This is a genomic window from Paraburkholderia sp. BL27I4N3, assembly GCF_003386115.1.
In the GTDB taxonomy this organism is placed as follows: Bacteria; Pseudomonadota; Gammaproteobacteria; order Burkholderiales; family Burkholderiaceae; genus Paraburkholderia.
Genome location: NZ_QREJ01000001.1, coordinates 5,045,987 through 5,069,601, shown reverse-complemented (window position 1 = coordinate 5,069,601; position 23,615 = coordinate 5,045,987). Strand labels below are relative to the sequence as shown.

The 23,615-nt window shown below is 60.4% G+C and carries 20 protein-coding genes and 2 pseudogenes; 11 read left to right on the top strand and 11 right to left on the bottom strand.

Annotated elements, in window-relative coordinates; all coding sequences use genetic code 11:
- Positions 1-230 precede the first annotated feature (230 nt).
- The 6 genes and pseudogenes from B0G71_RS42060 to B0G71_RS23130 form a co-directional block, all read right to left on the bottom strand.
- Positions 231-531 (bottom strand): annotated as a pseudogene (locus B0G71_RS42060) (integrase); the annotation flags it as partial.
- Positions 532-619: 88 nt separating this feature from the next.
- Entirely contained in the window at positions 620-2,263 is a 1,644-nt protein-coding gene (locus B0G71_RS23150; RefSeq protein ID WP_116144474.1) for a GMC family oxidoreductase, read from the bottom strand.
- Entirely contained in the window at positions 2,253-2,903 is a 651-nt protein-coding gene (locus tag B0G71_RS23145; RefSeq protein WP_116144472.1) for a gluconate 2-dehydrogenase subunit 3 family protein, read from the bottom strand. Before B0G71_RS23145 ends, B0G71_RS23150 begins: the two co-directional genes overlap by 11 nt.
- Positions 2,900-3,868 (bottom strand): hypothetical protein, encoded by a 969-nt coding sequence (locus B0G71_RS23140; protein WP_116144470.1) that lies wholly within the window; start codon positions 3,866-3,868, stop codon positions 2,900-2,902. The genes B0G71_RS23145 and B0G71_RS23140 overlap by 4 nt, the downstream gene beginning before the upstream one ends.
- Positions 3,865-5,019, bottom strand: coding sequence for an enolase C-terminal domain-like protein (locus B0G71_RS23135; RefSeq protein ID WP_116144468.1), 1,155 nt, complete (start codon positions 5,017-5,019; stop codon positions 3,865-3,867). The genes B0G71_RS23140 and B0G71_RS23135 overlap by 4 nt, the downstream gene beginning before the upstream one ends.
- Before the next feature lie 16 nt (positions 5,020-5,035).
- Positions 5,036-6,880, bottom strand: coding sequence for a thiamine pyrophosphate-requiring protein (locus tag B0G71_RS23130; protein ID WP_116144466.1), 1,845 nt, complete (start codon positions 6,878-6,880; stop codon positions 5,036-5,038).
- 111 nt (positions 6,881-6,991) lie between these two features.
- On the opposite strand from B0G71_RS23130, the pseudogene B0G71_RS42705 reads away from it, so the two are divergent.
- The 4 genes and pseudogenes from B0G71_RS42705 to B0G71_RS23115 all read left to right on the top strand — a co-directional run.
- Positions 6,992-7,135: pseudogene (locus B0G71_RS42705) on the top strand (methyl-accepting chemotaxis protein); the annotation flags it as partial.
- A gap of 59 nt (positions 7,136-7,194) precedes the next feature.
- Positions 7,195-7,419: a hypothetical protein gene (locus tag B0G71_RS42700; protein ID WP_181916813.1), complete on the top strand. Its 225-nt coding sequence runs from the start codon at positions 7,195-7,197 to the stop codon at positions 7,417-7,419.
- Positions 7,420-7,785: 366 nt separating this feature from the next.
- Entirely contained in the window at positions 7,786-8,784 is a 999-nt protein-coding gene (locus B0G71_RS23120) for an SDR family oxidoreductase (RefSeq protein ID WP_116144464.1), read from the top strand.
- A 97-nt stretch (positions 8,785-8,881) separates the two neighbouring features.
- Positions 8,882-10,672 carry a glycoside hydrolase family 15 protein gene (locus tag B0G71_RS23115; RefSeq protein ID WP_116144462.1) on the top strand — a complete coding sequence of 597 codons (1,791 nt, stop codon included), beginning with the start codon at positions 8,882-8,884 and terminating at the stop codon, positions 10,670-10,672.
- A gap of 57 nt (positions 10,673-10,729) precedes the next feature.
- Here the strand turns inward: B0G71_RS23115 and B0G71_RS23110 are convergent, their stop codons facing one another.
- Positions 10,730-11,230, bottom strand: a complete 501-nt coding sequence (locus B0G71_RS23110; protein ID WP_258875646.1) for a hypothetical protein — start codon at positions 11,228-11,230, stop codon at positions 10,730-10,732.
- 533 nt (positions 11,231-11,763) lie between these two features.
- Here B0G71_RS23110 and B0G71_RS23100 point away from each other — a divergent pair.
- The gene (locus tag B0G71_RS23100; protein ID WP_116144458.1) at positions 11,764-11,949 is read left to right on the top strand and encodes a hypothetical protein; all 186 of its coding nucleotides are present in this window, start codon (positions 11,764-11,766) and stop codon (positions 11,947-11,949) included.
- A gap of 761 nt (positions 11,950-12,710) precedes the next feature.
- Here B0G71_RS23100 and B0G71_RS23090 read toward each other — a convergent pair.
- Positions 12,711-13,040: a DUF1840 domain-containing protein gene (locus B0G71_RS23090; protein WP_116144456.1), complete on the bottom strand. Its 330-nt coding sequence runs from the start codon at positions 13,038-13,040 to the stop codon at positions 12,711-12,713.
- A 530-nt stretch (positions 13,041-13,570) separates the two neighbouring features.
- On the bottom strand, positions 13,571-13,873 hold the full coding sequence (locus tag B0G71_RS23085) for a hypothetical protein (protein WP_116144454.1): 303 nt from the start codon (positions 13,871-13,873) through the stop codon (positions 13,571-13,573).
- A gap of 208 nt (positions 13,874-14,081) precedes the next feature.
- Between B0G71_RS23085 and B0G71_RS23080 the strand changes: the two genes are divergently transcribed.
- The 3 genes from B0G71_RS23080 to B0G71_RS41745 all read left to right on the top strand — a co-directional run bounded on the left by B0G71_RS23080 (position 14,082) and on the right by B0G71_RS41745 (position 17,192).
- Positions 14,082-14,507 (top strand): MarR family winged helix-turn-helix transcriptional regulator, encoded by a 426-nt coding sequence (locus B0G71_RS23080; RefSeq protein WP_116144452.1) that lies wholly within the window; start codon positions 14,082-14,084, stop codon positions 14,505-14,507.
- 482 nt (positions 14,508-14,989) lie between these two features.
- Positions 14,990-16,858: a chloride channel protein gene (locus tag B0G71_RS23075; protein ID WP_116144450.1), complete on the top strand. Its 1,869-nt coding sequence runs from the start codon at positions 14,990-14,992 to the stop codon at positions 16,856-16,858.
- A gap of 73 nt (positions 16,859-16,931) precedes the next feature.
- Positions 16,932-17,192 (top strand): hypothetical protein, encoded by a 261-nt coding sequence (locus B0G71_RS41745; RefSeq protein ID WP_258875645.1) that lies wholly within the window; start codon positions 16,932-16,934, stop codon positions 17,190-17,192.
- Positions 17,193-17,488: 296 nt separating this feature from the next.
- Here B0G71_RS41745 and B0G71_RS23065 read toward each other — a convergent pair whose 3' ends face one another.
- Entirely contained in the window at positions 17,489-18,601 is a 1,113-nt protein-coding gene (locus B0G71_RS23065; RefSeq protein WP_116144448.1) for a mechanosensitive ion channel family protein, read from the bottom strand.
- A 590-nt stretch (positions 18,602-19,191) separates the two neighbouring features.
- Here B0G71_RS23065 and B0G71_RS40995 point away from each other — a divergent pair.
- The 3 genes from B0G71_RS40995 to B0G71_RS23055 all read left to right on the top strand — a co-directional run bounded on the left by B0G71_RS40995 (position 19,192) and on the right by B0G71_RS23055 (position 22,727).
- Positions 19,192-19,437, top strand: a complete 246-nt coding sequence (locus tag B0G71_RS40995) for a hypothetical protein (protein WP_147308700.1) — start codon at positions 19,192-19,194, stop codon at positions 19,435-19,437.
- 1,183 nt (positions 19,438-20,620) lie between these two features.
- Positions 20,621-21,286 (top strand): DUF4396 domain-containing protein, encoded by a 666-nt coding sequence (locus B0G71_RS23060; RefSeq protein WP_116144446.1) that lies wholly within the window; start codon positions 20,621-20,623, stop codon positions 21,284-21,286.
- 124 nt (positions 21,287-21,410) lie between these two features.
- Positions 21,411-22,727: a chloride channel protein gene (locus tag B0G71_RS23055; RefSeq protein WP_116144444.1), complete on the top strand. Its 1,317-nt coding sequence runs from the start codon at positions 21,411-21,413 to the stop codon at positions 22,725-22,727.
- Positions 22,728-23,160: 433 nt separating this feature from the next.
- Here the strand turns inward: B0G71_RS23055 and B0G71_RS23050 are convergent, their stop codons facing one another.
- The gene (locus tag B0G71_RS23050) at positions 23,161-23,565 is read right to left on the bottom strand and encodes a BspC domain-containing protein (protein WP_241974947.1); all 405 of its coding nucleotides are present in this window, start codon (positions 23,563-23,565) and stop codon (positions 23,161-23,163) included.
- Positions 23,566-23,615 lie beyond the last annotated feature (50 nt).

Genomic DNA, 23,615 nt, shown 5'->3' with positions numbered 1-23,615 from the left:
TAGATCATACGATTTCTTTCAAAGACTGGCGTGACGCGGTCATCTGGAAATCGGCGGAAGGTCTGGACAACAGAAAGTCCTGATATTTAACTGGATCCGCCTCCGCGCTTTCATGGCAGCCGCACCAGGCCTCTCAACGATGCAGGAGCGACGGATAATTGCGCGACACTTCGAGGTGGCCGCGTCCTGAGGAAAGTGCCCTGGACAATCCTGCTCGTTCTATCGCCTGAAGCCTGGCGCTGGCCTGGGACTGCCAGCGGCCCGTAAAACGGCCGCCAGCGCGGATCGTGGCGCGGGAACTTGCGCCCGCCATCCGACACCCAGCGCGAACGCGGTTGTGGATCCCCCCAGGAATAGCCTGTAGGCGAGCAGGTCCTCGTGCGTGAGCGATGACAAAGGCTTGCCCAGCTGTACGATTGACCACAACAGGAGCCGCTCAGCTTCCTTGCGGTAGTTTTCGCAAGTGGTCTTCGTGTCGACGACACGTGCAAGCCACGCGCGTATCGCACTCAGGTCGTCCGCTGTGGCCAGACCGCGCTGGACGTCTCAAGAAAGTGATCCCTTCACCTCTCGTCGGTCGCAAATGAAGTGCCAGACAATCCGCTTGCACGCGCGCCGTCTACAGTTCTCCGCGCGCTGCAAGGGCCTTGATGCGATCGGCGGTGCGGCACGCAATGGCCTGTATCGTCAGCGACGGATTCACGCCGCCGACGGTCGGAAACACCGAGCCGTCACAGATCCACAGGTTGCGGATGTCCCAGCTTCGGCAGTCGGGATTGACGACGCTCGTCGCCGGATCGTCGCCCATGCGCGCGGTGCCGTTCAGGTGGCAGGTGTCGTCGGTTTCGCGCCAGATATCCGAGCCGCCCGCGGCCGCGAGCGCACGCTCCATGAAGCCGAGAGAATGGTCGATCAGGCGTTTGTCGTTATCGCACCAGGAGTACGTGACGCGCGCGACGGGCAGACCGTACTGGTCTTTTTCGTCGGCGAGCGTGACGCGGTTGCGTTCCTGCGGCAGCATTTCGCCCACGATCTTTAGCCCGGCCTGGTGGTTGTATTTGTGCATCTCGGCGGCGAGCGCGTCGCCCCATAAGCCGCGGCCGTTCTGCGATGCGGCCCACGCGTTCGGCAACGGGCCCTGGCTCATGTACGCGTAGCCGCCGAAGAAATCCTTGCCCTTGTCGGTGTAATTCCAGTGTTCGGTGATCGCGAGGGAAGGCGGCCCTTTATACCAGCGGATTTCTTCATCGAAGGTACCGTATACGGCTTGGTTCGACTGCGCCATCAGGTTCTTGCCGACCATCCCGGAACTATTCGCGAGCCCGTCGGGAAAGCGGCCGTTCGCCGACATCAGCAAGAGACGCGGCGTTTCGATCGCGTAGCCCGCCACCACCACGTTCTTAGCGCGCTGGAATTGCCAGCGTCCTTCGCGCAGATATTCGACGCCGGTGGCAAGCCCCGCGTCGTTGGTGACGACGCGGCCCACCATCGCAAGATCGCGCACTTCGGCGCCCGCGCACACCGCGCGCGGAATCCACGTAACCAGCGCGCTCTGCTTCGCGTTGGTCGCGCAGCCGGACACGCAAAAGCCGCGATAGACGCACGGATGCGCCTTGCCGCGCGGCGCGGAAAGCGTCGCGAGCGGCGTCGCGCTCCAGCCGATGCCGAGCGCCTCCGCGCCGCGCGCGAGCACCATCGCGGCGGCGTTCAGTTCGTGCGGACGATACGGATAGCGCGGCCGCTTCGGTCCCCACGGATAGTCGACTGGCCCCGCGATCTTCAACGCGTCTTCGACTTGCGCGTAGTAGCGCCACATCTCGCGCCAATCGAGCGGCCAGTCCGCGCCATAACCCAGCAGGCTGCGCGACTTGAACCACTCGGGACGAAAGCGCAGCGAGACCATCGCGAAGTGCACGGTGCTGCCGCCGACTGCTTTGCCGCTGTTGTTGTTGCCGAGCTTGAGCGGATTGTCGCCGTCGCAGATGCGCTCGTCGGTCCAGTAGAGCTTTGCCTGATGCGCTTCGTCCGACGCGAATTCTTCGAGCGGGCGCCACCACGCGCCCGCATCGAACGCGACGACCTTGAAGCCCAGTTCCGCCAGCCGGCAAGCGAGCGTGCCGCCGCCCGCGCCGGTGCCGACGATCGCGAAGTCGACTTCCTCGTCGTTCGGATACATGCGCATCGGCACCCAGCCGCCGCGCACGAACACGTCCGGCGCGCGCCCGCTCGTGCCGCGCGGTTGGTGTCGAGCGTCATCGAACACGGCGGTTCTCCCGCGCGGCGCGCGCTTCGTCGCCGGGATGCGCTTCGACCGCTTCCCACGGATCGCGCCGGTCGAAGTACATTCGCACGTAACCGCGCGGATTCGCGGGGCCGCCGAAGCCGATCTCGCTCCACGCGTGCGGGTGCGCGTAATACAAGCCGCAGATGTCGTGCAGCACGCGCTCGGCGAAGAACAGTTTGGCTGGCATGCCGCGCCACGCCGCGCCGCTCAGTTCGCCGCGTTGCATCCGTTCGAGAAGCGCGACCTGTGCGTTTCGTTCGATGCTCGCGAACGGCAACCCATGACGCTCGCGGCTTTCGGCGTCGAGCGCGGCGAGGCCGGTGCGCCACGCGTCGCGCTGCGGCGGCAGCCGCGCATCGCGATAACCGTCGCCGCTATTTGCGTGCAGCCGCGCATCGAGCAGCGCGGCAAGCGGCACCACCGGATCGGCGTTCGCCTGCGGCACGATGCACGCGCACAATGCGTTCACGGCGAGCCATTCCACCGGGTTGAAAAAGCGCGGTTCCTGGGGCGTCGCGAGCCGCTCGTCGATCACCGCGCGCGTCGGTTCGTCCCATGACGGTGTGCTGCGTTTGTCGAGGACGTCGTAGCCGGGATATCGGGTTTGCCGTGCACTCACTTTTCGGTCTCCCGCAATTTCAGTGCGGCGAGTCCCGCGAGCGCCAGCGCTGAAAAACTCGGCGGCGCGGGCAGCGGCGGCCCGGCGAACAGGTTCTGGCTCCAGTTGCGCCAGCCGCCCTGGCGTCGCGCGATACCGCGCGCGTGAAAGCCCGCGCCCGCCACGCCGAGCAGCGTCGTCGCGCGCAGCCATAAGCGGACGAACCAGCGCTCGCGCGGCTGCGCCAGCGCGGCCTGCGCGAGCAGCGCCGCCGCGATCGGCGGTACCGAGACCGGCGCATACATCGCGCGATGCTGGAACGAGCCGCGAAAATGCAGCAGCGCCGCCTCGCCGACCGTCCCGATCAAGCCCGCCGCCACCAGCAAGCCCAACGCGCGGCCCGCAGGCATGCCGAGCAGTTGCGGCTCGTGAGCGGGTTCGTCGCGCAGTCTCTCGGCGACCGCGCCGAGCGCGCCGGACAGCAGCAACGCGATCGGCGCGCCGACCGGCGCCGCATGAAAGAGGTTGTTCCAGCTCCAGCCGCCGGGCCGCTTCGTCACGTTGTACAGATGGAAACCGGTGCCTGCAATTCCGGTCGCCGCCGCGCTGCAGTAGATCGCATGCCGGACCTGGTGTCTGCGCGGCCGGTTATCCTTGCCGCCATGCAGACCGGCCGCGAGCGACAAACTTGCGACGACGAGCGGCGTCCACATCGCGGGGTTGTCGAACGAGCCGCGGTAGTGCTCCATTGCGCTGTCGGTCAGCACGGACAGCGCGAGCAGCGCGGCGCTGTGATTGAATGACCGCGCGGCTTCGATATGAACGTGTGTGGCCGGCGCGGCGGCCAACGCTCGCGGCTTTGGCGTGCGGTTCCTGGATTCGCCTGCGTCAGACGATGACGCGGCGTCGCCCCGCGTGCTCAACGAAACGATCGCGGCCGCGCCTGCGATGGTCCATAACATGCCGAGTACGCGTGAGGCATTCATGAGTGCCGCTCCCGTGCTGTGTCGCCGGTCTGTGCGACGAGGTAGGGCGCCGCGTCGGCGTGCTTGAATTCGAGTCCGCAGCCGGGCCGCGACAGATCTGGCGCGATCGCGCCGTCACGCGGTTGCGGCGCGCCGTCGAACAGCATCGCTTCGATACGCACGTGATCGTGAAACCACTCCTGATGACGCAGACGCGGCGCTGCGCACGCCACATGAAGATGCAGCGCGGGCGCGCAGTGCGCCGACAGCGGCAGGTGATACGCATCGCACAGCGTGGCGGCTTGCAGAAAGCCAGTGATACCGCCGCAACGGCTCGCGTCCGCCTGCAGCACGTCGACCGAAGGCGCAGCAAGCAGCCGCTTGAAGTCGTCGAGCGTGTAGCCGTATTCGCCCGCCGCGATGTCCATACCGGCCGGTGCGTGCTCGCGCACGACGGCCATCCCGCACGCGTCGTCGGATGAAACGGGTTCTTCGAACCACTCCACTTGCTGTTCGGTGAAGCACTGCGCGCACCGCAACGCTTCTTTCACGGACAGCGCGCCGTTCGCATCGACGAACAGGCCGGCGTCGCCGATCGCCGCGCGTGCCGCCTTCACGCGCTCCGGGTCTCGTTGCGGGTCGCTGCCGATCTTCATCTTGACCCAGCGGCAGCCGTCGCGCCCGGTCCAGTGCGATAGCTGTTCCTGCAAACGGGCGTTGTCGTAAGTGGTGAAACCGCCGCTGCCGTAGAGCGGCACGGTGTGGCGCGCGGCGCCCAGCAGTCTGACGAGCGGCACGCCGAGCAGCTTCGCCTTCAGATCCCACAGCGCGCAATCTATCGCGGAGATCGCGGTGGCCGCCAACCCAGCGCGGCCGAGATTGCGCACCTGGTACTGCATACGCCGCCAGTGCGCGAGCACGTCCCACGCATCGTGCTTCAGCACGCAGTCCGCGAGCGTGTGGTGAATCAGCGCGACGGTGCTCGCGTCGCTATAGGTGTAGCCGATGCCGGTCTCACCGGCCGCATCGACTTCGACAATCACCAGCGTGGTGGCGTCCCATGCGAACGTGCCGTCGGCTTCCGGCGCGTCGGTGGGAATGCGGTAGGCGCAGGCGCGCAGCGCCTGAACCGGCGCTTGCGCGCTGCCGTGCGTGACGTTGCTGCCGTTCATGCCGCACCTCGGCGCGTTATTTGTCGTGATGACCGGGAAGCACCGCGCCGAGCACCTGCTTCGCCGTTTCGACGATCACGTTGCCTTCGTCCGGGTCGCCCTTCATCAGCGTCGTCGCAAACGCCTTGGCCTGCGCGAGCGTAATGTGCGGCGGCAGCGGCGCGATGTTGGGATCGGCCTTTACTTCGATCACGACCGGCTGGTTCGCCGCGAGCGCTTCATCCCACGCGACGCCCATCTTCCCGGCGTCGTCCACGTAGATGCCCTTCAGTCCTATCAGCTCCGCGAACTTGTGATACGGCACCGAAGGAATGTCCTGCGATGCCTCGAACTTCGGATCGCCTTCCATCGCGCGCTGTTCCCAGGTCACCTGGTTGAGATCCTGGTTGTTGAGCACCATGCAGATCCAGCGCGGATCGGACCAGCGCTTCCAGTACTTCGATACGGTGATCAGCTCGGCCATGTTGTTCATCTGCATCGCGCCGTCGCCAACGAGCGCGATCACCGGACGTTCCGGATACGCGAACTTCGCGGCAATCGCGTACGGCACTGCCGCGCCCATCGACGCGAGTCCGCCCGACAGCGAGCACATCATGCCGCGCTGCACCTGCAAATCGCGCGCGTACCAGTTCGCGACCGAGCCCGAATCGCTCGTCACGATGGCGTTCGACGGGATGCGCTTCGACAGCTCCCAGACTGTGCGCTGCGGATTGACCGCGTCCTTGCCGGGTTCGTGCGCGCGCTTGTCGAGCGTCTTCCACCAGTCCCCGGTCCAGTCTTCGATCTGTTCGCGCCACTTGCGATCCTTCTTTTCTTCGAGCAGCGGCAGCAGCGCGCTCAGCGTCTGCGCGCTGTCGCCGACCAGATTCACTTCCATCGGGTAACGCAGGCTCAGCATGTCGGCCTTCAGGTCGATCTGCACGCCGCGCGCGTCGCCTTCCTTCGGCAGAAATTCCGAGTATGGGAAGCCGGAGCCGATCATCAGCAGCGTATCGCAGCGCGTCATCAGATCGTAGCTCGGCTTCGTGCCGAGCAGTCCGATCGAGCCGGTGACCCACGGCAAATCGTCAGGCAGCACGGCTTTGCCGAGCAGCGCCTTGGCCACGCCCGCACCGAGCTTGTCGGCGATGGCGATCACTTCGTCGGTGGCGTGCAGCGCGCCCGCGCCGACCAGAATCGCCACCTTCTTGCCCGCGTTCAGCACGTCGGCGGCTTGCCGAAGCTGGTCGTCGTGCGGCACGAGACGCGGCGCGCGATAACCCACGCCCGAATGCAGCGTGCCGTGTTTGCGGGCGGGCGGCTCGTAAGTCAAATCCTGCACATCGTTCGGGAGCACTATCGCGGTGACCTTACGTTCGGACAGCGCAATTCGAACCGCGCGGTCCACCAGATGCCGCACCTGGGCGGGCACCACGGCCTGCTCGACGAACGCGCCGGCCACGTCCTTGAACATCGACACCAGATCGAGTTCCTGCTGATAGTGACCGCCGAGCGCGGCGCGCGCCTGCTGGCCGACGAGCGCGAGCACCGGCATATGGTCCATGCGCGCGTCGTAAAGACCTGTGATCAGGTGCGACGCGCCGGGGCCGGATGTGGCGATGCACACGCCCAGCTCACCGGTAAATTTCGCGTGCGCGGAAGCCATGAAGGCGGCCATCTCTTCATGTCGTACCTGAATGAATTCGATCGGGCCGGCGAGCCGGTTTTTCCCATTGTCACCTTGGCCTTTTTCCGCGGCGGCCTGCGCGCGGTTCAGCGCGCCGAACACGCCGTTGATGCCATCGCCAGGATAGCCGTAAATGCGGCGCACGCCCCATGCATGCAGCCGCTCGATGATGAAGTCGCCAACGGTTTGTGCCATACAAGTCTCCTCAGGCCCATCTCGCGGATGGTCTCGCGACGAGCGAGCAATGCAGTCGACGCAAGTACTGTTCCGCGATATTGCAAACCGTAATGTTCGGCATTTCAAATCGTTGCATTCCAGACTAATATTCTCGCGCTGAATGCTTCGGTAGAAGCGGCCCGGGCAGGTGAAGAGGGACGTGGAGTCGCCGTTGTCGCCGAGTTTCCAGTACTTGCGCAGCGTAGCGCATCGCAGCCAAAGAGATCCGGGCGCCGATCAAAAGTACAGTGTAGGGAATTCACAGCGGTGCAGATCTCGTTGATAGCACAGGCGTGAAGATTCGCGCGGTGCAGGAAGCGATTTCGAAAGTGTCTGGCATTGCGAGTGAGATAGCTCCCGCCGCGGCAGAGCAGAGTGCGGGTATCAACCAGGTGAACAATGCAGTCACACAGATGGATAGCACCACTCAACAGAACGTCGCGCTTGTCGAGCAGGCTGCGGCGGTAGCACGAGCTCCGGAGTGTCGTCATCTGCAGGCCACCTGGATAAAACGCTGACGGTGACCAGTTATTGCTCTGGCCACTCAGGGCCATCACGGGAACGCGTCCAATGCGAACGCAGCGCTCGATTCTTTGCGGGACTGTTGGACGAGCGGTACCCGACTGGCCCCCGAATGCGTTGCATCTTGCTGTAATCGTGACGGCGGCCGTAGCTTGACAAGCTGATGGCACCGTTTCCCGGCAACGCGTTGTGGTCTAGCCAGTCGTTATACCAGTAGCGTGCACGCGACAATCTGGCGCGTCACAACCACTCATCGAAGGAACAGAAACTGCTGGTAGCGGCTGGGAGACAGCATTCCCATACGCTTGCCGTCCATACTGGCCGGAGACCGAATCAACCCAGTACGATTAGAGGATTACGCGATGGCCAAAGTTGTGGTGGTGACCGGCGCTGGCGCAGGGGTCGGGCGGGCGACCGTCGAGGAGTTCGCCCGGCGCGGGTATGACGTCGCGCTGCTGTCGCGCAATGAGGCGCGCGTCGCGCGAGCCGTGGCGGATCTGCAAAGGATGTACCGCGTGCGCGCCCTCGGTATTCCCACGGACGTGGCCGATGCCGAAGCCGTCGAGACGGCAGCCTCACTTGTTGAGCGCAAACTCGGGCCGATCGACGTCTGGATCAACGTTGCAATGGCTACCGTGTTCGCGCCGGTCTCGAAACTCACTGCGAAGGAGTTCGAGCGCGGTACACGGGTGACTTACCTCGGACAGGTGCATGGGACGATGGCGGCCCTCTCGCGTATGCGAACACGCAACCGCGGGACCATTGTCAACGTTGGATCGGCACTCGGCTACCGCTCCGTTCCGCTCCAGTCGATCTATTGTGGAGCCAAATTCGCAGTGCGGGGTTTCACGGATGCATTGCGCTCAGAAATCATTCATGACAGATTGGACATCCATCTGACGATGGTGGACCTACCTGCAGTCAACACCCCACAATTCGACTGGGCGTTGAACAAGATGGGGAAAAAGGCTCAGCCAATCGCTCCAATTTACGAACCCGAAGTCGCTGCGCGAGCGATTTTCTTTGCGGCCACGCACCGGCGGCGGGAGGTATGGGTGGGCTTCCCTACGGTCAAGACGATTCTCGCAAATCGGATCGCGCCGGCAATGATTGACAGGTATCTGGCCACGGCCGGGTACAAGGGTCAACTTACTGACGAACCGCTTGAACCTGATTCGCCTGATAACCTGTTCAAACCAGTTCCCGGAGATTACGGTGCGCACGGTCGATTTGATCGTCGCTCGAGAGGGAGCGACTGGGAGATATTTACGAGCAGACATCGCAATGCATTCTGGGCGATGATGGGCGCCGCTGTTTTGGGCGGAGCGTACCTGCTTTTCGGCGGGAAGCGCACGAAATAGCGCTTCTAACTACGCGGTGAGGCGGTATTAACCTTCTTCGCCACGCGATTTCCAGCGAACATTTCCAGCGGCCGGCGGGTGGCGGGAGAAAGAGACCGTGAGCAAGCTGATTGAAGATTATGCGCTGCTTGGCGACGGCGAGACTGCTGCGCTACTGGCTAGCGACGGCTCCATCGACTGGCTATGCTGGCCGCGATTCGACGATGATGCGTGCTTTGCGGCGCTACTGGGCACCGATGATCACGGCCATTGGACTCTCGCGCCGGCAGATGGGGGCGCCTCGCAAAGTCGGCGCTATCAGGACGATACCCTTGTGATGGAAACGGACTTCCAGACACCTGACGGTCGGGTGAGGATTATCGACTTCATGCCTGTACGCACGACGTTTTCTTCGCTCGTGCGCATCGTAGTGGGGCTTCAGGGAATCGTAAAAGTACGCAGCGACGTGCGGCTGCGTTTTGACTACGGGGCGCTTGCCCCATGGAGCGTGGCGGAGGCAGACGCCATGATCGCGAAGGTGGGCCCGAATCTGATCGTGTTGCGGGCGTCGGTGAAGCTCTCCGTGAGCGCCGAGTCAACTGTCGCTGAATTCGAGGTGTCAGCCGGGGAGCGTGTCGCTTTCGTCATGAGTTATGAGAACTCACACGAACGGCCACCCGCGCCAATAGACGCAGAGGCAGCGCTCGTTTCAACGCAACGTTTCTGGCGCGACTGGATTGGCCGGTTCGACAATGCCATGACGGACTGGCCGGTTCAGGTCCGTCGTTCGCTGATTACACTCAAGGCGTTGATTCACCGGCGAAGCGGCGGTCTTGTCGCAGCGCCCACTACCTCGCTCCCCGAAGCCCCCGGTGGCGGGATGAACTGGGATTATCGCTACTGCTGGCTGCGAGATGCCAGCTTCACACTTACAGCATTGCTGAACGCCGGCTACCACGAGGAGGCCGAGGGGTGGAGAAACTGGCTACTCCGGGCGATTGCCGGGTCGCCGGACAAACTTCGGATCATGTACCGCGTTGACGGCTCGCGCCATTTGCCGGAGTGGGGTGTGGATGCGCTGCCAGGCTACCGTTTCGCAAAGCCCGTGCGGGTCGGCAACGCCGCATCCACGCAGCACCAGCTCGATGTGTACGGGGAGGTGCTGGACTGCGTCGATCTCGCATCCCGAGGCGGAGTTCCGCCATCGGACCAGGAATTCGTCATTGAACGAAGGCTCGTCGAACATCTCGAAACGATCTGGCGAACCAGAGGTTCCGGGGTGTGGGAGTCGCGAGCCGAGCCGTGCCATTACACGTATTCGAAGGTCATGGTATGGGTGGCGTTCGATCGCTTTGTCAGTCGGCATGCAACGAACGAGCGGGTTAGTCGCGGCCTCTTAAGCCGGATCACTGAGCTCCGTCAGACCGTACGTGACGAGATCTATCGGGAAGCCTGGAACGAGGGGCTTGGCACATTCACGCAACACTATGGCGCACAGACACTGGATGCTAGCCTTTTGCTCCTGCCACTGGTCGGGTTCCTCCCGGTAGAGAATCCCCGTATGGCCTCGACAATTGCAACGATTGAGCGGGAACTTGTGGAAGGGGGATTGGTTCGACGCAAAAAGGCGAATGCCGATGGGCCAAACGAGGGGGCGTTTCTCGCGTGCTCCTGCTGGATGGCCGAATGCATGAAATTGCAGGGCCGCGATCGGGAAGCTCGGGAGCAGTTCGAGCGACTACTTGCCGTCGCAAACGATGTGGGACTGCTTGCCGAGGAATACAACGTGCCGGGGCGCCACCTTGCGGGCAATTTCCCGCAGGCACTAACCCATCTTTCGATTGTCAACGCTGCACTTGCTCTAAGTGGGCCTACGCTACGACGGGGCGGCAAGGGATTCAGGGAATAACCCTGGTGGTCTGTGCGGCTCTTGCGGCTCTTCCATGCGGGGGCTGACTAGCTCCTGTCACCTGATGTCCTTGCACGACAATGACCAGAGGTTTGGATATTCACGCGACCAGTTGCCAGAAATGGCCAGTTGGGCCTGTTTCAACGGGAGTTCGTCGGCGCAGACGCAACGCCGCAAGAAAACCGTGAATCGGCGCTTACGGCGCTCTCCGTCGTCGCCTTCCCAGGGAAGGACGTCAAGATTCTCGCGGGCGTCCGGCGAGCCCCCCAGCAGCACCGGCATGCGGAAATCCAGCGCATAGTGAGAGGTCAGCGACGGCGCGATACCCTGTTGTGCAAGGAGTTTGTCTTTCAGGCGGATCCGGGCGTCAATAGACGGCATCACCTGAGCAAGGTAGCCTCGGTGGCAGATTGTCAACGCGACTGTCTCCTGGGACACGCGTGCGTCGAGCCAGGATGGCTGCCCGGCGTACGAAGCGGCAGCGCACGGCAATTGCACGAGTAAAAGCAACGCTGCAACTCTGAGCACGTGGAAAAGATGAGGATCTCGATCTGTCAATCTAGGGGTTCCGTGCGAACTCTCCATCGCGACTGCGGCGCAAATCGCGAAGGAAGGCAGTACCATGCGAAAAACATAGTTTAGCCGCTAAGGCGCGCGTTCAAAAGCGCACTGCGCGGGGGGCCTCGCGGTCCGGGCACCCACGGCTAATGCCAGGCATGTCACTGACCAAGTGCTATGTCGCCCGCGCCGGACGCCCGCGGAAAATGGCAGGCTAGGCCTTTTTTCGTCGAAGGCCTGGCAGGGCCGTGGGCGTACAGTCTACCGATGTCCGTCACCGAACTCGCGGGCGACTTCGTGCCATTCGCACTTCCCATCGTGAAGGGGCAGTGCGACGTCGGCGAAGATTTCGAAGATTCCAATCAGTCCCCCGATGCTGCGCTGGCACAACTCGCTATAGGCAAGTCTCACAGCGTATATCACAGAGTGACATATAATGAACAGAGCGCTGTTCCTGTGCAGCTGGCGTCTCCGTGGCAGGCGCCAATGTCACGGCGTCCGCGAATGTTGCAATCAGACATTGGAGAAGAGTGATGGTCATCAACAATGACTTCGAATTCGGCTATCTGGTGATCGCCTTCGCGTTGCTTGGAATCATTCTGTTGGGTAGCCTCCTTGCCGCGCTTCACCTCGATCGGTGGCACCCGAAGCTGATTGGCGCTATTGTTGGCGCCCTCTTGGGGGTGGCCCTCATCGAGGCCGTGCCAATGTTCACTTAGCCGTCCACTGGCACGACGGTATGATGCGCCCGATCATTCAGGAAAAGCCGATGTCAACGCCTTTTGATCGCATTCTTCTGTGTTATGACGCAACGCCTGAAGGACAACACGCGTTGCGTTGCGGCGCTGCATCGGCCAGTCGGTGGGGGGCAGAGACACACCTGTTGTCCATTCTCGAGGTTAGAAGTGGGGAGGGTGGTCGGATTTGCAATGCTGACAGCGTCACTCAGGTCGCGGGCCAGACAAAGATGACATGCTGGGCATTTTCAGGACTCCTTTGATCGCGGTTTGCTGGACGCTGCCAACCGGCGGCCAGACAACATGCCATTTGCCATCTGGTGAAAATGAAAGGGCCGACCGACAATATGCCGAGTGGACTGATTCCATACGCGTCTACCTCGACAGCTGCGACACCCGTCGAGTAGGTGAGATCTTCGACAATGCTTTGTTGACGAGCTTCAGCCCGCACTCGCCTGTGGCCGACAGATGTCACAATGTTCGGCGCAGACGCCGTGAGGCCAGACTGTGGGGCCGCACTGGCAATGCAAGCGCCAGCGCAAAAGCAGAAGACGCCGAAAAAAACAACAGTCGTCGCGCGGGGCCCCAGGAATACCGTCGGCATGTCATGTTCCGTGATAAGGCACCACGCGATCGAGAGCAAAGACGGGGGCAAGCGCCGCAACTTTCACTACTCGCTACCGGAGCGGCAGGGGCGCGGTTTTTCGGGGTTACTCATTTCAGGTTGGTCAGCATAGTTCTGCCTAAAGCCCCCATATAATGTCCGCGTTCTGTTTGCTCGCTTCACGCATCATATCCAGCAGCGGCCACGCTCGTTGTGCGAGCCCTCGATGGTCTTCACCTACAGTGCGACCGTGTGCGTCCGGCACGTGGTAAAGCGATTCGAGCGCAACATCCGCCCGCGCTTCTTCGGAAATCGCTGTTTCGAGACGGACAATCGCTCGAGGCAGTTCATTGTGCTCAATGACGCCTCTTGATCCGAGATGCTTACCTATGAGGTTTAGCAGGTATTGAGCAAGATTCTTGAGCATGACCACGTCGGGCGCGGCAGGTGACCGGAAGGTGATCAGCATGATGAAGTCTCCTAAACGAGCGCGGAACCGCGATGATTTCTTTCGCACCGCAGTTCGTATCTGCCTACCGCAACTGGGACCGCCGACTTGCTGACGCGGTGGGCCAACGGACTCGCGGGCGCACATGAAAACTTTCCGACTACTAATGTCATGCGGCCTGCTGTATGGCTAACGACAATCCACGAGAACGAACGGTCCCATGGGTGCCCCAGCCTACGGCTGGCCACACTTGCGTGCGGGCTCCCATGAACTCGCGTCAGGTCCAGTCAGAGAAGGCCTTAACTGGATTTTATGTCACATAATGACTAATGTAAATATTCTCAGATGTGCCTGACGTCCTTGTCTCGTCGTGTGCCACCGAAATCCGGTTTGCGACTGGCAGCATATGCGCACGCCCCCCCCCCCGACGACTGAAGGGCGGATCGGGTCGTTCATCTCATGGGAAAAGTGCTCAACGCGCGCTGCACGTTGCCGCGTGCCAAGCCTATCTTGGCACAGCCGCGGCCTGAGATGCCGCTCGGAACCTGGTATTATTTGCTAACCGGCGTCCAGCCAAATCCCTGTCCACGAAGTTGTTGGCCGGCGTGCGCACTGTGGAAGTCCAGTTTTTGCAGCGACGGAGGGACGAGATTGCGTTTCGACAAAGAGGGCGGGCTGTACAGGACCCGTGATACCGCTGCTGTCACAGTGGGGGCACCGTTGCTTCTGACGGGGTCGACGGTCGCGGGGTCGGTCATCCCGATCAGCAGGATATGCCCCGGCGCTGCAACAGCAGCGGTGCTGACGGCTAGTGCTGAGAGCGCGGCGCTAAAGGCAATAATGAAGGTTTGCATCTTTCTCCTCCGGGTCGAACGCTGATTTCGCGCTATCTGGAAGTCGGTCGTCCCGTTCCTGCAGAGTGTTTTGGCTAGTCGCCATGGACGCATGGCCTTCCTGTTCCGCACCATTCGCGGATAAGTGGCCCCAGCGTATACGGGCAGAGATTATAGGTCATGAAGTGATACATTTCCAGCTTCGATGTTGATACAGGAGAATAAGGCAATGGTTTCCAGAAAGCGTGCGGAGACTGATGAGCTAACGAAAGCGGAGCTGCAAGAATTATCCGATTTTCGCTATCAGCTGCGTCGATTTTTGCGTTTTTCGGAAGAGATAGTTCATGCTGAAGGGATTACGCCGCTGCAATACTTGTTGCTTCTTCACATCGGCGGCTTTCCGGAGCGGGACTGGGCGACCGTGGGTGAACTGGCCGAGCGCTTGCAAGCGTCATCGCATGGCACGGTTGCGCTGGTTTCCCGCTGCGAAGCGGCAGGTCTTGTCGCGCGTAGACCCAGCGCAGAGGATCGGCGGCAGGTCGAAGTACACCTGCTAAAGAAAGGAGAACGATGCCTCGCGAGGCTTGCGTTGTTGCATAAGACCGAAGTCCAGTCTGTTGGATGGGCGTTCAAGACTGGGCCTGAGAATCCTTGACGCAGCGTCCTTACGACACGCCAACAGGTCAGTGAATTGCTGGGAGCCGGCTGATGGGTTCGCGCCTCGGAATCGACCTGCATCTGTTTCTGGTAGCAACCAGTTTCGTACTCTACGCTGTGTAGTACAGCTGCATCAGAGAGAGGTCCGCAAAGCAGACGGCTGAAGATGCACCAGACGGCTCGGCCAACGTCTCGGTGGTGTTTAGTCGCCGTGAAGAGTCGGCAACGCAAAAGCAGCGCACTATCATCGTCCGCTTCGCCCGGGATACTGCGGGCGCGTTGACGCCAACCGTGAACGAGGCAGGTCGTGAAAACGGGCGTTCATGTTAGACGATACGCGATCAGGTCGGCACGAATGAACTCGACCAATTGGCCACAGTCCTCGGCTCCAAGGTGTTGAGTGAGGTTCGCTTGAGTGGTCAATGACGCAGCGGCGTCGCATGCAGCGCTAACCGTCTGGCGCTTCGATAGGGGCAAGTCATGAATGACGAATCCGATCGGCCTGAAAGCACGGCGACTATCAATTCGCGCCACGTCAAGGTGTCGCCGGTGCAGCCCCAGCCGGCCATGCAGCATGAAGACGATTCCGTCGCCCCAGTGGGTCTGCGCTGGCTGTGTGTGCTTGCTTTCGTAGTGGGGATCGTAACGGGGCTGGGAGCTGTCCTGTTCCGAAGCCTGATCGGGCTTGTCCACAATGCGTTCTTTCTCGGGCGCTTCTCGTTTGCCTATGATGCAAGTCATTTCACGCCTGCATCCCCCTGGGGCGTATTTGTCATTCTGGTACCCGTAGTCGGCGGCATGGCGGTGACGTGGATTGTGAGTACGTTTGCGCCCGAAGCGAAAGGGCATGGCGTTCCCGAGGTCATGGACGCGATTTACTACAAGCGCGGTGTGATCAGGCCCGTGGTGGCGGTTGTGAAATCGGTCGCGTCTGCGTTAGCGATCGGTTCGGGCGCCGCGGTCGGACGCGAGGGCCCAATCATCCAGATCGGTTCCGCGCTTGGTTCGACGCTGGGACAACTGGTCAGAATGACGGCGGGTCAGCGAATAACTCTGGTTGCGGCGGGTGCCGGTGCGGGAATCGCTGCAACTTTCAACACGCCGATTGGTGGCGTGCTGTTCGCCACTGAACTGATGATGCCAGAGATCAGTGTCAACACGTTTTTGCCCGTGGCCCTGGCTACAGGGACTGCGACGTTTCTCGGTCGCCTGTTCTTTGGTGCGGCTCCAGCGTTTTTTGTCCCGGCGCAACTGGGTGCGATTCCGAACGAACCGGGCAGTGTTCTCACGCTCATTCTCTATGCGTTGCTGGGCGCGCTCACCGGAGCGGCCGCCGCGCTGCTGATTCGCTCACTGCACTGGGCGGAAGACGTGTTCGACCGCGTGCCGGGGCGTTATCGCCGCCACGCGCTCGGCATGCTGATCGTCGGTGTAACGATGTATTTGCTGTGGCGCCATGCGGGGCATTACTACATCGAGGGGGTCGGCTACGCCGCCATTCAGGCGACCCTCTACGGTCAACTCCAGGGCGGCGGATTTCTGTTGCTGCTTGCCCTGTGCAAGACGCTCGCGACTTCTGTCAGCCTCGGATCCGGTTCGTCCGGCGGCGTGTTCTCGCCGTCGCTTTTTATCGGTGCCGCATTGGGCGCCGCTTTTGCGTCCTTTATTGCAGCCACTGTCCCGGGCGCACCGGTTAGTGCGCCGGCCTTTGCGATGGTCGGCATGGGCGCGATGGTAGGCGGCGGCACGGGCGCCGCCATGACCGCCGTCGCTATGATCTTCGAAATGACGCGTGACTACGACATTGTGTTGCCGATGATCATTGCTGTTGCATTCAGCCTCGGCGCGCGCCGGCTTTTCTCTCCCGAAAGTATCTACACGCTCAAGCTCGTGCGGCGCGGTCATCCGATTCCCAACGCCCTGCACGCCAACATGTTTCTCGTTCAAAACGCGTCCCAGATCATGGAAACCGATGTGCTGGTGCTTGATACGGGGGTACCTTTTCGCGACCTGCTGACTCGCCTTGACGGTCCCGCCTTCCGGCATGTCGTTGTCACCCGAGAACAGGAGATCTACGGTGTTTTGCGTATCAACACAGGGCTGCGGCGTGCAGTCAGTCAAAGCGACTCGGATATAGCGCTCGGGACGCTGGCGCAGCGCAATTTCATCGTGGTCCAGGAGAAGGATGTTGCGTTCGGCGTCATATCCAGGCTCTCGAAACAACATGCAGTAATGGCGGTAGTGGTCGGACGGCGTGACGGGCCCGGTCCGCTTCGTGTGCTGGGCGTGATAGCGAAAGAGCACATTGCCGACGCCGTAGCGGGAAGCATCCGCATTTTTCCCGGTTGAGGCCAGCCGCCATGACTCATTCGACCGTTGCCTCCGGCATGCTAGCCCGAGCGCGCTGTCGATGAAGGAGGAAATGATGAAACTGGTACATGACGTAGATGTAGCATGCAGGCGACTCGGTAAGTTTCTGCATCTCGATACATTCAGGCACGCATTTGACGCGGAAGAGGGTACTGCCGGGCCTGGCGCGGAGACAGAGTGGGTAATCGTCTATCGGACAGCGCAGGGATTTTGCTGTATCTACCGTGGTGCCGCAGTGGAGTTTCAGGACATGCTCGACGTTCAGATTTGGTCCGGCGAGATGGAGGTGCGGACTTACTTCATCGGACTGTAGCAGAGGACCATGCAGATACCGGCGCTGCAACGGACAACGCCTCTAATAATCAAAACACCCTACAGCGTAACTCGCGTGTCGGGTGGGAGTGACCATCTCATTAAATTCTGACGCAGAATGGTCTCTGGGCAAGCCTGAGTGAGGGCCGCACCACACGAAATGTCGCGGGGCGACCTGTGGAAGCCCGGTAGCGACGCCGGGCTGTTTTGTGGCATGAAAGCCGAGAATTTTTCCACCTAAGATGACCACCGAAGTTCGGTTCTCTGTGAAGTGCCCGGATAGCCGGCAGCTTCGCGTCAGTTCTGGAAAGCGGCACGGCGTGCGGGCGGCGCACTGGGGGCGCGAAGCGCCTCTTCCGGAATACTGGCGACATGAAGCGTGTGAGTCGGCAACGCAAATCTCACTCCCGCATCGGCAAGTTCGGTCATCAGGGCCAGGTTGATTTTCTGTTGAATGTCCATATAGAGGTTGAACCCAGGATCGGTGACGTAATAGACGACTTCGAAGTCGAGAGAGCTTTTTCCGAACTGTTTGAAGTGAGCCCGATCGAATCGCGTATCACCCGCGTTCTCCACAGCTTCACGGACCTTGTCCGGAATCGCGCGAAGTTGCTCTGGAGTTGCGTCATAAGTCACGCCGAATCCAAAGACGATCCGCCGTTCCGACATGCGTTTGTAATTGTGTATCGTATTTTTCAGTAGTTCGGTATTGCTGCAGACGATTTCCTCGCCGCTCAGACTCCGGATGCGGGTCGTTTTGAGGCCAACGTGCTCGATGGTTCCCGCAATATCTCCGAAGACGATGAAGTCACCAATCTCGAACGGCTTGTCCAGTCCGATCGCGAGCGAAGCGAACAGATCGCTCAGAATACTTTGGACCGCAAGGGCTACGGCTACACCGCCGACGCCGAGGCTGGCTACAAAGGCGGTGATATTGACACCCATATTTGCCAGCACGGCGAGCAGCAGGACTGACCACAACAACCCCCTGAGCATCCACGACAACATTGTCGTAATGACCGGGTTATGTGCCGATTCAGCCTGATTTTTAAGTCGTCCGGCTGTCCAGCATCTCACGCCCTGGTTGATCCAGATTGCGATCTGAACGCCTATGAGAAGAAACCAGACGTGATTGATACGCGCGTCCCACCTGTCGTTTAACCCAAGCAATTCGGTGCCGATGAGCAGGGCGGCAACCAGTACTGTGGCGGCATGTGTGCTCTTCAGAACTTCGACGAGTGTGTCGTCGATCTTCGTTGAAGTCTTTTCCGCCAGGCTCTCAAGTCGGGCGGTCACGATGCGCAGAACGATTGACAGAGAAAAATAGGATATGACCGCTGCAACCGCTCCATAGAGCCAGGCCATGGCGGGTACCCCGAGAAACGCGTTCAGATCTAGCCATCTTTGCATTGGCAGATTCCCTCCATTGTTGAGTTCGACGTCGGATGTCGCAAATTGTTACAACCGACTGTCTGGCGGCGTACGCCGGGAAAAGTTCCCGCAAATTGGGCGCACAGGGTGTCGACGGAATTGCATGCCCGAAGTCCCTAGGGACGAGGCAGATGTCGCCCGCATGACAAATCATGGATAGTCGCCCTCCCGCTGTCATTCTCCACGGGCGACATTCTCGAGCCGCTCGAACTGGCAGGACTTCGCTGTGAATGTTCGCTTCAAACTCCGCAGTACCGGCAGACCGGCCCTGGATGTATCGGCGCATACCCTGGTGGACGTATTTTCAATTCGATTGTCAAATTGCATCACGCAGTGACATATAATGGAGCGCAACGACAGAGGACTTCATTACGGGGGCGATAGACGGTGCACGATAACCTGTGGTGCCGGCGAACGCGCTAAATGACTCAATTTCAGCTGTTTTTTTGGTTGTGGCGAGTCGTCACCAGGCACTGCGATGACAGTTGAGTCAGCGGCAGACAGTTGCTGGTCCTCGGTGGGGAGTGGCTTGGTGCTAACGCGCTACACCGCTTCGTGGTGGAGGCGATATGAAAGAGTCAGCAATCTATGCTGATTTTGAAATCATAAGCGAGACAATGCCGGAACAATGTGCCGGTGGCGGCTGTGTATGGGTCGATACGGTGGCAAGGCATGCGGTATCCGGTGAAATCGTATATGCCTGCATCGAACCATTCGGGGGAGCGGGTACGGTCCAGGTAAGCGAACGCATCGCGGTTGGTGAGGCATTAGAACATGCACGTGATTCGTTGAGACATAGGCTGGGAAGACGATAATTTTGCTGGCGCGCGGAGCGCAGAGAATTTCGGAAACAATTATTGACGGAATGGGAAGCTGCCGTCGACCTATGGTGGATAGTGACCGGTTCGTGTGCGCGGAGACCGCCAGCCCTGTCCACGTCTTCCCGCGCAGCGGATTAATAAGGTTTGCCAATCATAGTTGGGCGGTTTCTGATAAATGCGGCGGAGGAGACCATCTGGCTGCAATTGAGAATCGCTGTCGTGAATCACGGCGGTAGTCTTTCTTTCCCCACCTGGCAGTCTTGTCGAAGACAGGGTCGGCGCCGTCTTCGCGAGCGGAACGTATTCAGTTCGGGTGCTCCGCATCTGGCAGGAGCCCTGTCTGAACTCGATTCAACACCCCGGATCGCACATCGAAGGACAATCATTGCCTCGATGATGTCGTGAGCGCCGCGGAAAAGAGATGATAAAAGCGCCAGCAAGTCTTCTTCCGATACTTCGTTGCGTTGACTGCGTGCTGAGATCAATCACAGTCCGGCGAGCAGGTCGCACAGACGCGGACCATCGCCGTGTGGATGAGCCGTGGAATATTGAATACCGCACGGCTGGCGCGTTTCATTGCCCATACGTGGGCGCTTCGACTGCTCGGGGCTCGCCTGATCCCGTGTCGCTAGCCTCAGACCAGATTGAGGGGATCTTTGCCTTGCCACTTCCGGATAAACAGGTATGACAGTCCTGCCGGAATGCCGCAGATGTCTGTCGCGTCGGAAATCGTAGGACCAGATCTTTGGATCGATATCAATCGTTCCATTCGGGCAGGGGTATGAGGCATCCTGGAAACCCAGTTCTTGGCGTACGGAGATTCTCGAGTTCCGGCCGAAGTACTGCGGCCGCACACCCAGCCGGGTCGAAGGACGGTATTCGACGAAGCCGCTATTGAGGTGGTGCGGCGCATGTTGGGTGCGCCCGCAAGCAATTCACCACGAAATGGCCGCCAAACGGCATCAATCGAATCTGGCAATCTTGCGTAACGGTGATATCGGCACAGGCGGTTGCAGCGGTCGTGCGGGCAAGCGCTCTGCGCCGGAACCCCGCGCATATTCCGGCCGCTGCGGAATTACCCGGCATAGCTCGGGCGGGCAGGCCCCGCGCTACACGCGCGACATACCCGAAGTCGGGACCATTCATTGCTTGGAGGTCTTTATTTTCAGAAATGCCAATGACACGCGACACACTGGATGCGATTGCGAAACTGTACCTTCTGCTTTCTGTTGTGTCGGCAGCTTGGGTTGTCGTCGATCTATTTGTATGCGCGCGGCGTCTGCGGATGAAAATCATGGAGATTGTCTGGCCGCTGACGATGCTGTACCTCGGCCCAATCGGGCTGATCTTTTACTTCTGGTTTGGACGAGCGCATCGGCGCAACGATTCGAACAGTAAAGACAAGCCCATGTGGCAGGCGACATTTTCTGGAGCATCCCATTGCGGCGCGGGCTGCGCGTTGGGCGACTTTATCGGGGACTGGCTGGCACTTGGACTGTCGATCACGGTGTTCGGCTCGGACCTGCTAGGAAAGATGCTCATCGGATTTGTGCTCGCCTATCTCTTTGGTATTCTCTTTCAGTACTTTTCCGTCGCCCCTATGCGTGGGTTGAGTATCGTCAAGGGTCTCATGACGGCGGTCAAGATCGACACGCTTTCGCTCGTTGCATATCAGGTAGGGATGTTCTCGTGGATGATGGTTCGCGCCACGCTTTATCCGGATCTGAAGCCAACTGACTGGACATACTGGTTCATGATGCAAATTGCGATGATCGCGGGTTTCCTGACGACGTATCCAGTCAACTGGTGGCTGATTCGAAGAGGGATCAAGGAAAAAATGTGACTTTGGACTGATGGATTATTCCGCACGCTGCGTGGCTTCGGGTATCGGGTCCGTTCGTGTAGTTCGCCAGACATCGGATGGCACATGGCACTTATACTGACAGCTTTTTGCTCCGCCTGCTCCCATGCTTCTGCGCTCATTTGCTGACAAACGGACCCTCCAGCGGGTGCATCGCTTGTGGCTTCATTACGGCGTTTTCTGGCTGGGCGCGGTCGCAGTTGGACTCGTCGCGGTGGCCTATGCCCGGCTGATTGATTTCGGGTATGGTGAATTTCTCCAATACGTTGTCCGGTACCGTTGGCTGCCATTACTGGTGACGCCGGCAATCAGTGCGGCATGTGTTTGGCTCACGCTGCGCTATTTTCCCGGTTCTGAAGGCAGTGGTATTCCCCAGGTTATCGCGACCCTGCACAGTCGTCGGGGGCTGGGCGAGCGCCTTCTTACCCTCAGAATTCTCGCCGGGAAAATACTCGTATCGTTTCTCGCCATACTCGGTGGGTTCACTATCGGACGGGAGGGGCCCACGATTCATGTTGGAGCGGCGCTGATGTTTAACTTGCGTGAGTTTTATCCGAAGCGATATCGCGCCATGCGAGGAGGAGCACTTGAGCGTCGGTTGGCGTTGGCGGGCGCGGCTGCGGGATTGTCCGCGGCGTTCAACGCGCCACTGGCAGGGGTCGTCTTCGCTATAGAGGAGTTGACCCGCAGCTTCGAACAGCGAACGAGTGGCGTACTCCTCACGGCTATCATTTTCGCAGGCGTGGTTGCACTAGGCATACAGGGAAACTATACCTACTTCGGAACGATCGACGTCGGACCGCATTTTCCGGATCTGCTCGCCGTCGCGGTAGTTCTCACAGGTATCGTCGCGGGAGGCGCTGGTGGCGTCTTTTGCTGGTTGCTTCTCAATACCCAAAGATGGATGCCGTCCATGATTCTGGAATGCCGCACGCGGCACCCGATCCTGTTCGGTGCGGGATGCGGTCTCGTCATCGCCGCAATCGGTGTGTTCTCCGGCGGACACACTTTTGGCAGTGGCTATGTCGAGGCGAGGGACATGCTCGACGAACATGCCCATCTGACCATTCTGTATCCCGTCCTCAAGATGGCATCGATGATCGGCTCATACCTGCCCGGGGTGCCGGGAGGCCTCTTCGCGCCTTCCCTTGCAATCGGCGCCGGTATTGGCAATGCGCTCCATCTTGTGTTTTCCCAGATGCAGTTGCCGATGCTGATCGCACTCGGCATGGTTGGCTATCTGGCGGCTGTGACGCAGAGTCCAATCACTTCGTTTGTCATCGTAATTGAGATGATCAACGGGCACGCCCTGGTGATCTCACTCATGGCAACCGCCCTGATTGCGAGTCAGGTCTCCCGTCTGTTTGCGCCGCCGCTGTATGAGGCGTTGTCGGAGCGCTATAGCGCACGTGCCGAAAATTGATCCTGATCAGGGCTCGCAGAATGCCCTCAGCCTCAGCGTTCGGAACATGATTGCTGCGCGGCTTCGGTACGCGCAGCTGCGCTTGTGCACCGTCCCAGACGGGCGGTCAGTTCAGAGATCAGGACGCTTGCGAACGCACAGCGAAAGCTGGCTTTTATCCGCAGGTCGAAAAAAGGTGGTCTGGACCGGCGACGCCGAAGTGCTGAATTACCCCCGCCGCATGCTGGCATTGCGTGACGATGCCGATGCGACAGGGGAAAGCGGGACGCATTGGAACCCGACCTGACCGGTCATGGATCGGCGCTCAAGCCCCGAGCTTTCCCAGGCGTCGTGCCAGCGTACAGCCTTGGTGCAATGTGTCAGTACTGCTGGAACACGCTCATCCGTGGGCAGGCGATCGCGGTAGCCGCAACGATGCGGCGGTGTGTGCGCCTCACTGCACTGCAACCTGTTGGGCAGACAGGCCGACAACGTGCCCGTGCCACACCTGACACGTCGCATTCACAGGTACCCATACAAACTTGCCGCGTACTTTCGCAAACGCCGGAGTCCGCACCACGGTATCAAAAGACGTGAGAGAGCCGGCGCGAGAACCCTCCGGAGTTGCAATTACTTTCGCCGAAAGCGCGCGGCGCTCGGAAATGACGAACAGGTCGTAGCGGGGCGCGGTGCGAACCCAGCGATCGAAAGCAGCGACGCAATTGACGACGACATCCGGCACATGAATGCGTCGAAGATATGCATAGTCTTCAGGCGAATCCAACTGCGGCTGCGCATGAACACGTTGGATTGCCCAGCTAAACGCGAAGAGCAGAAAAATGGCAGTGGTAAGCTTCATTCGGAGGGGTGCCCGTAATAGCGGGTGATTTCGACAAGACGGAGAGGTCA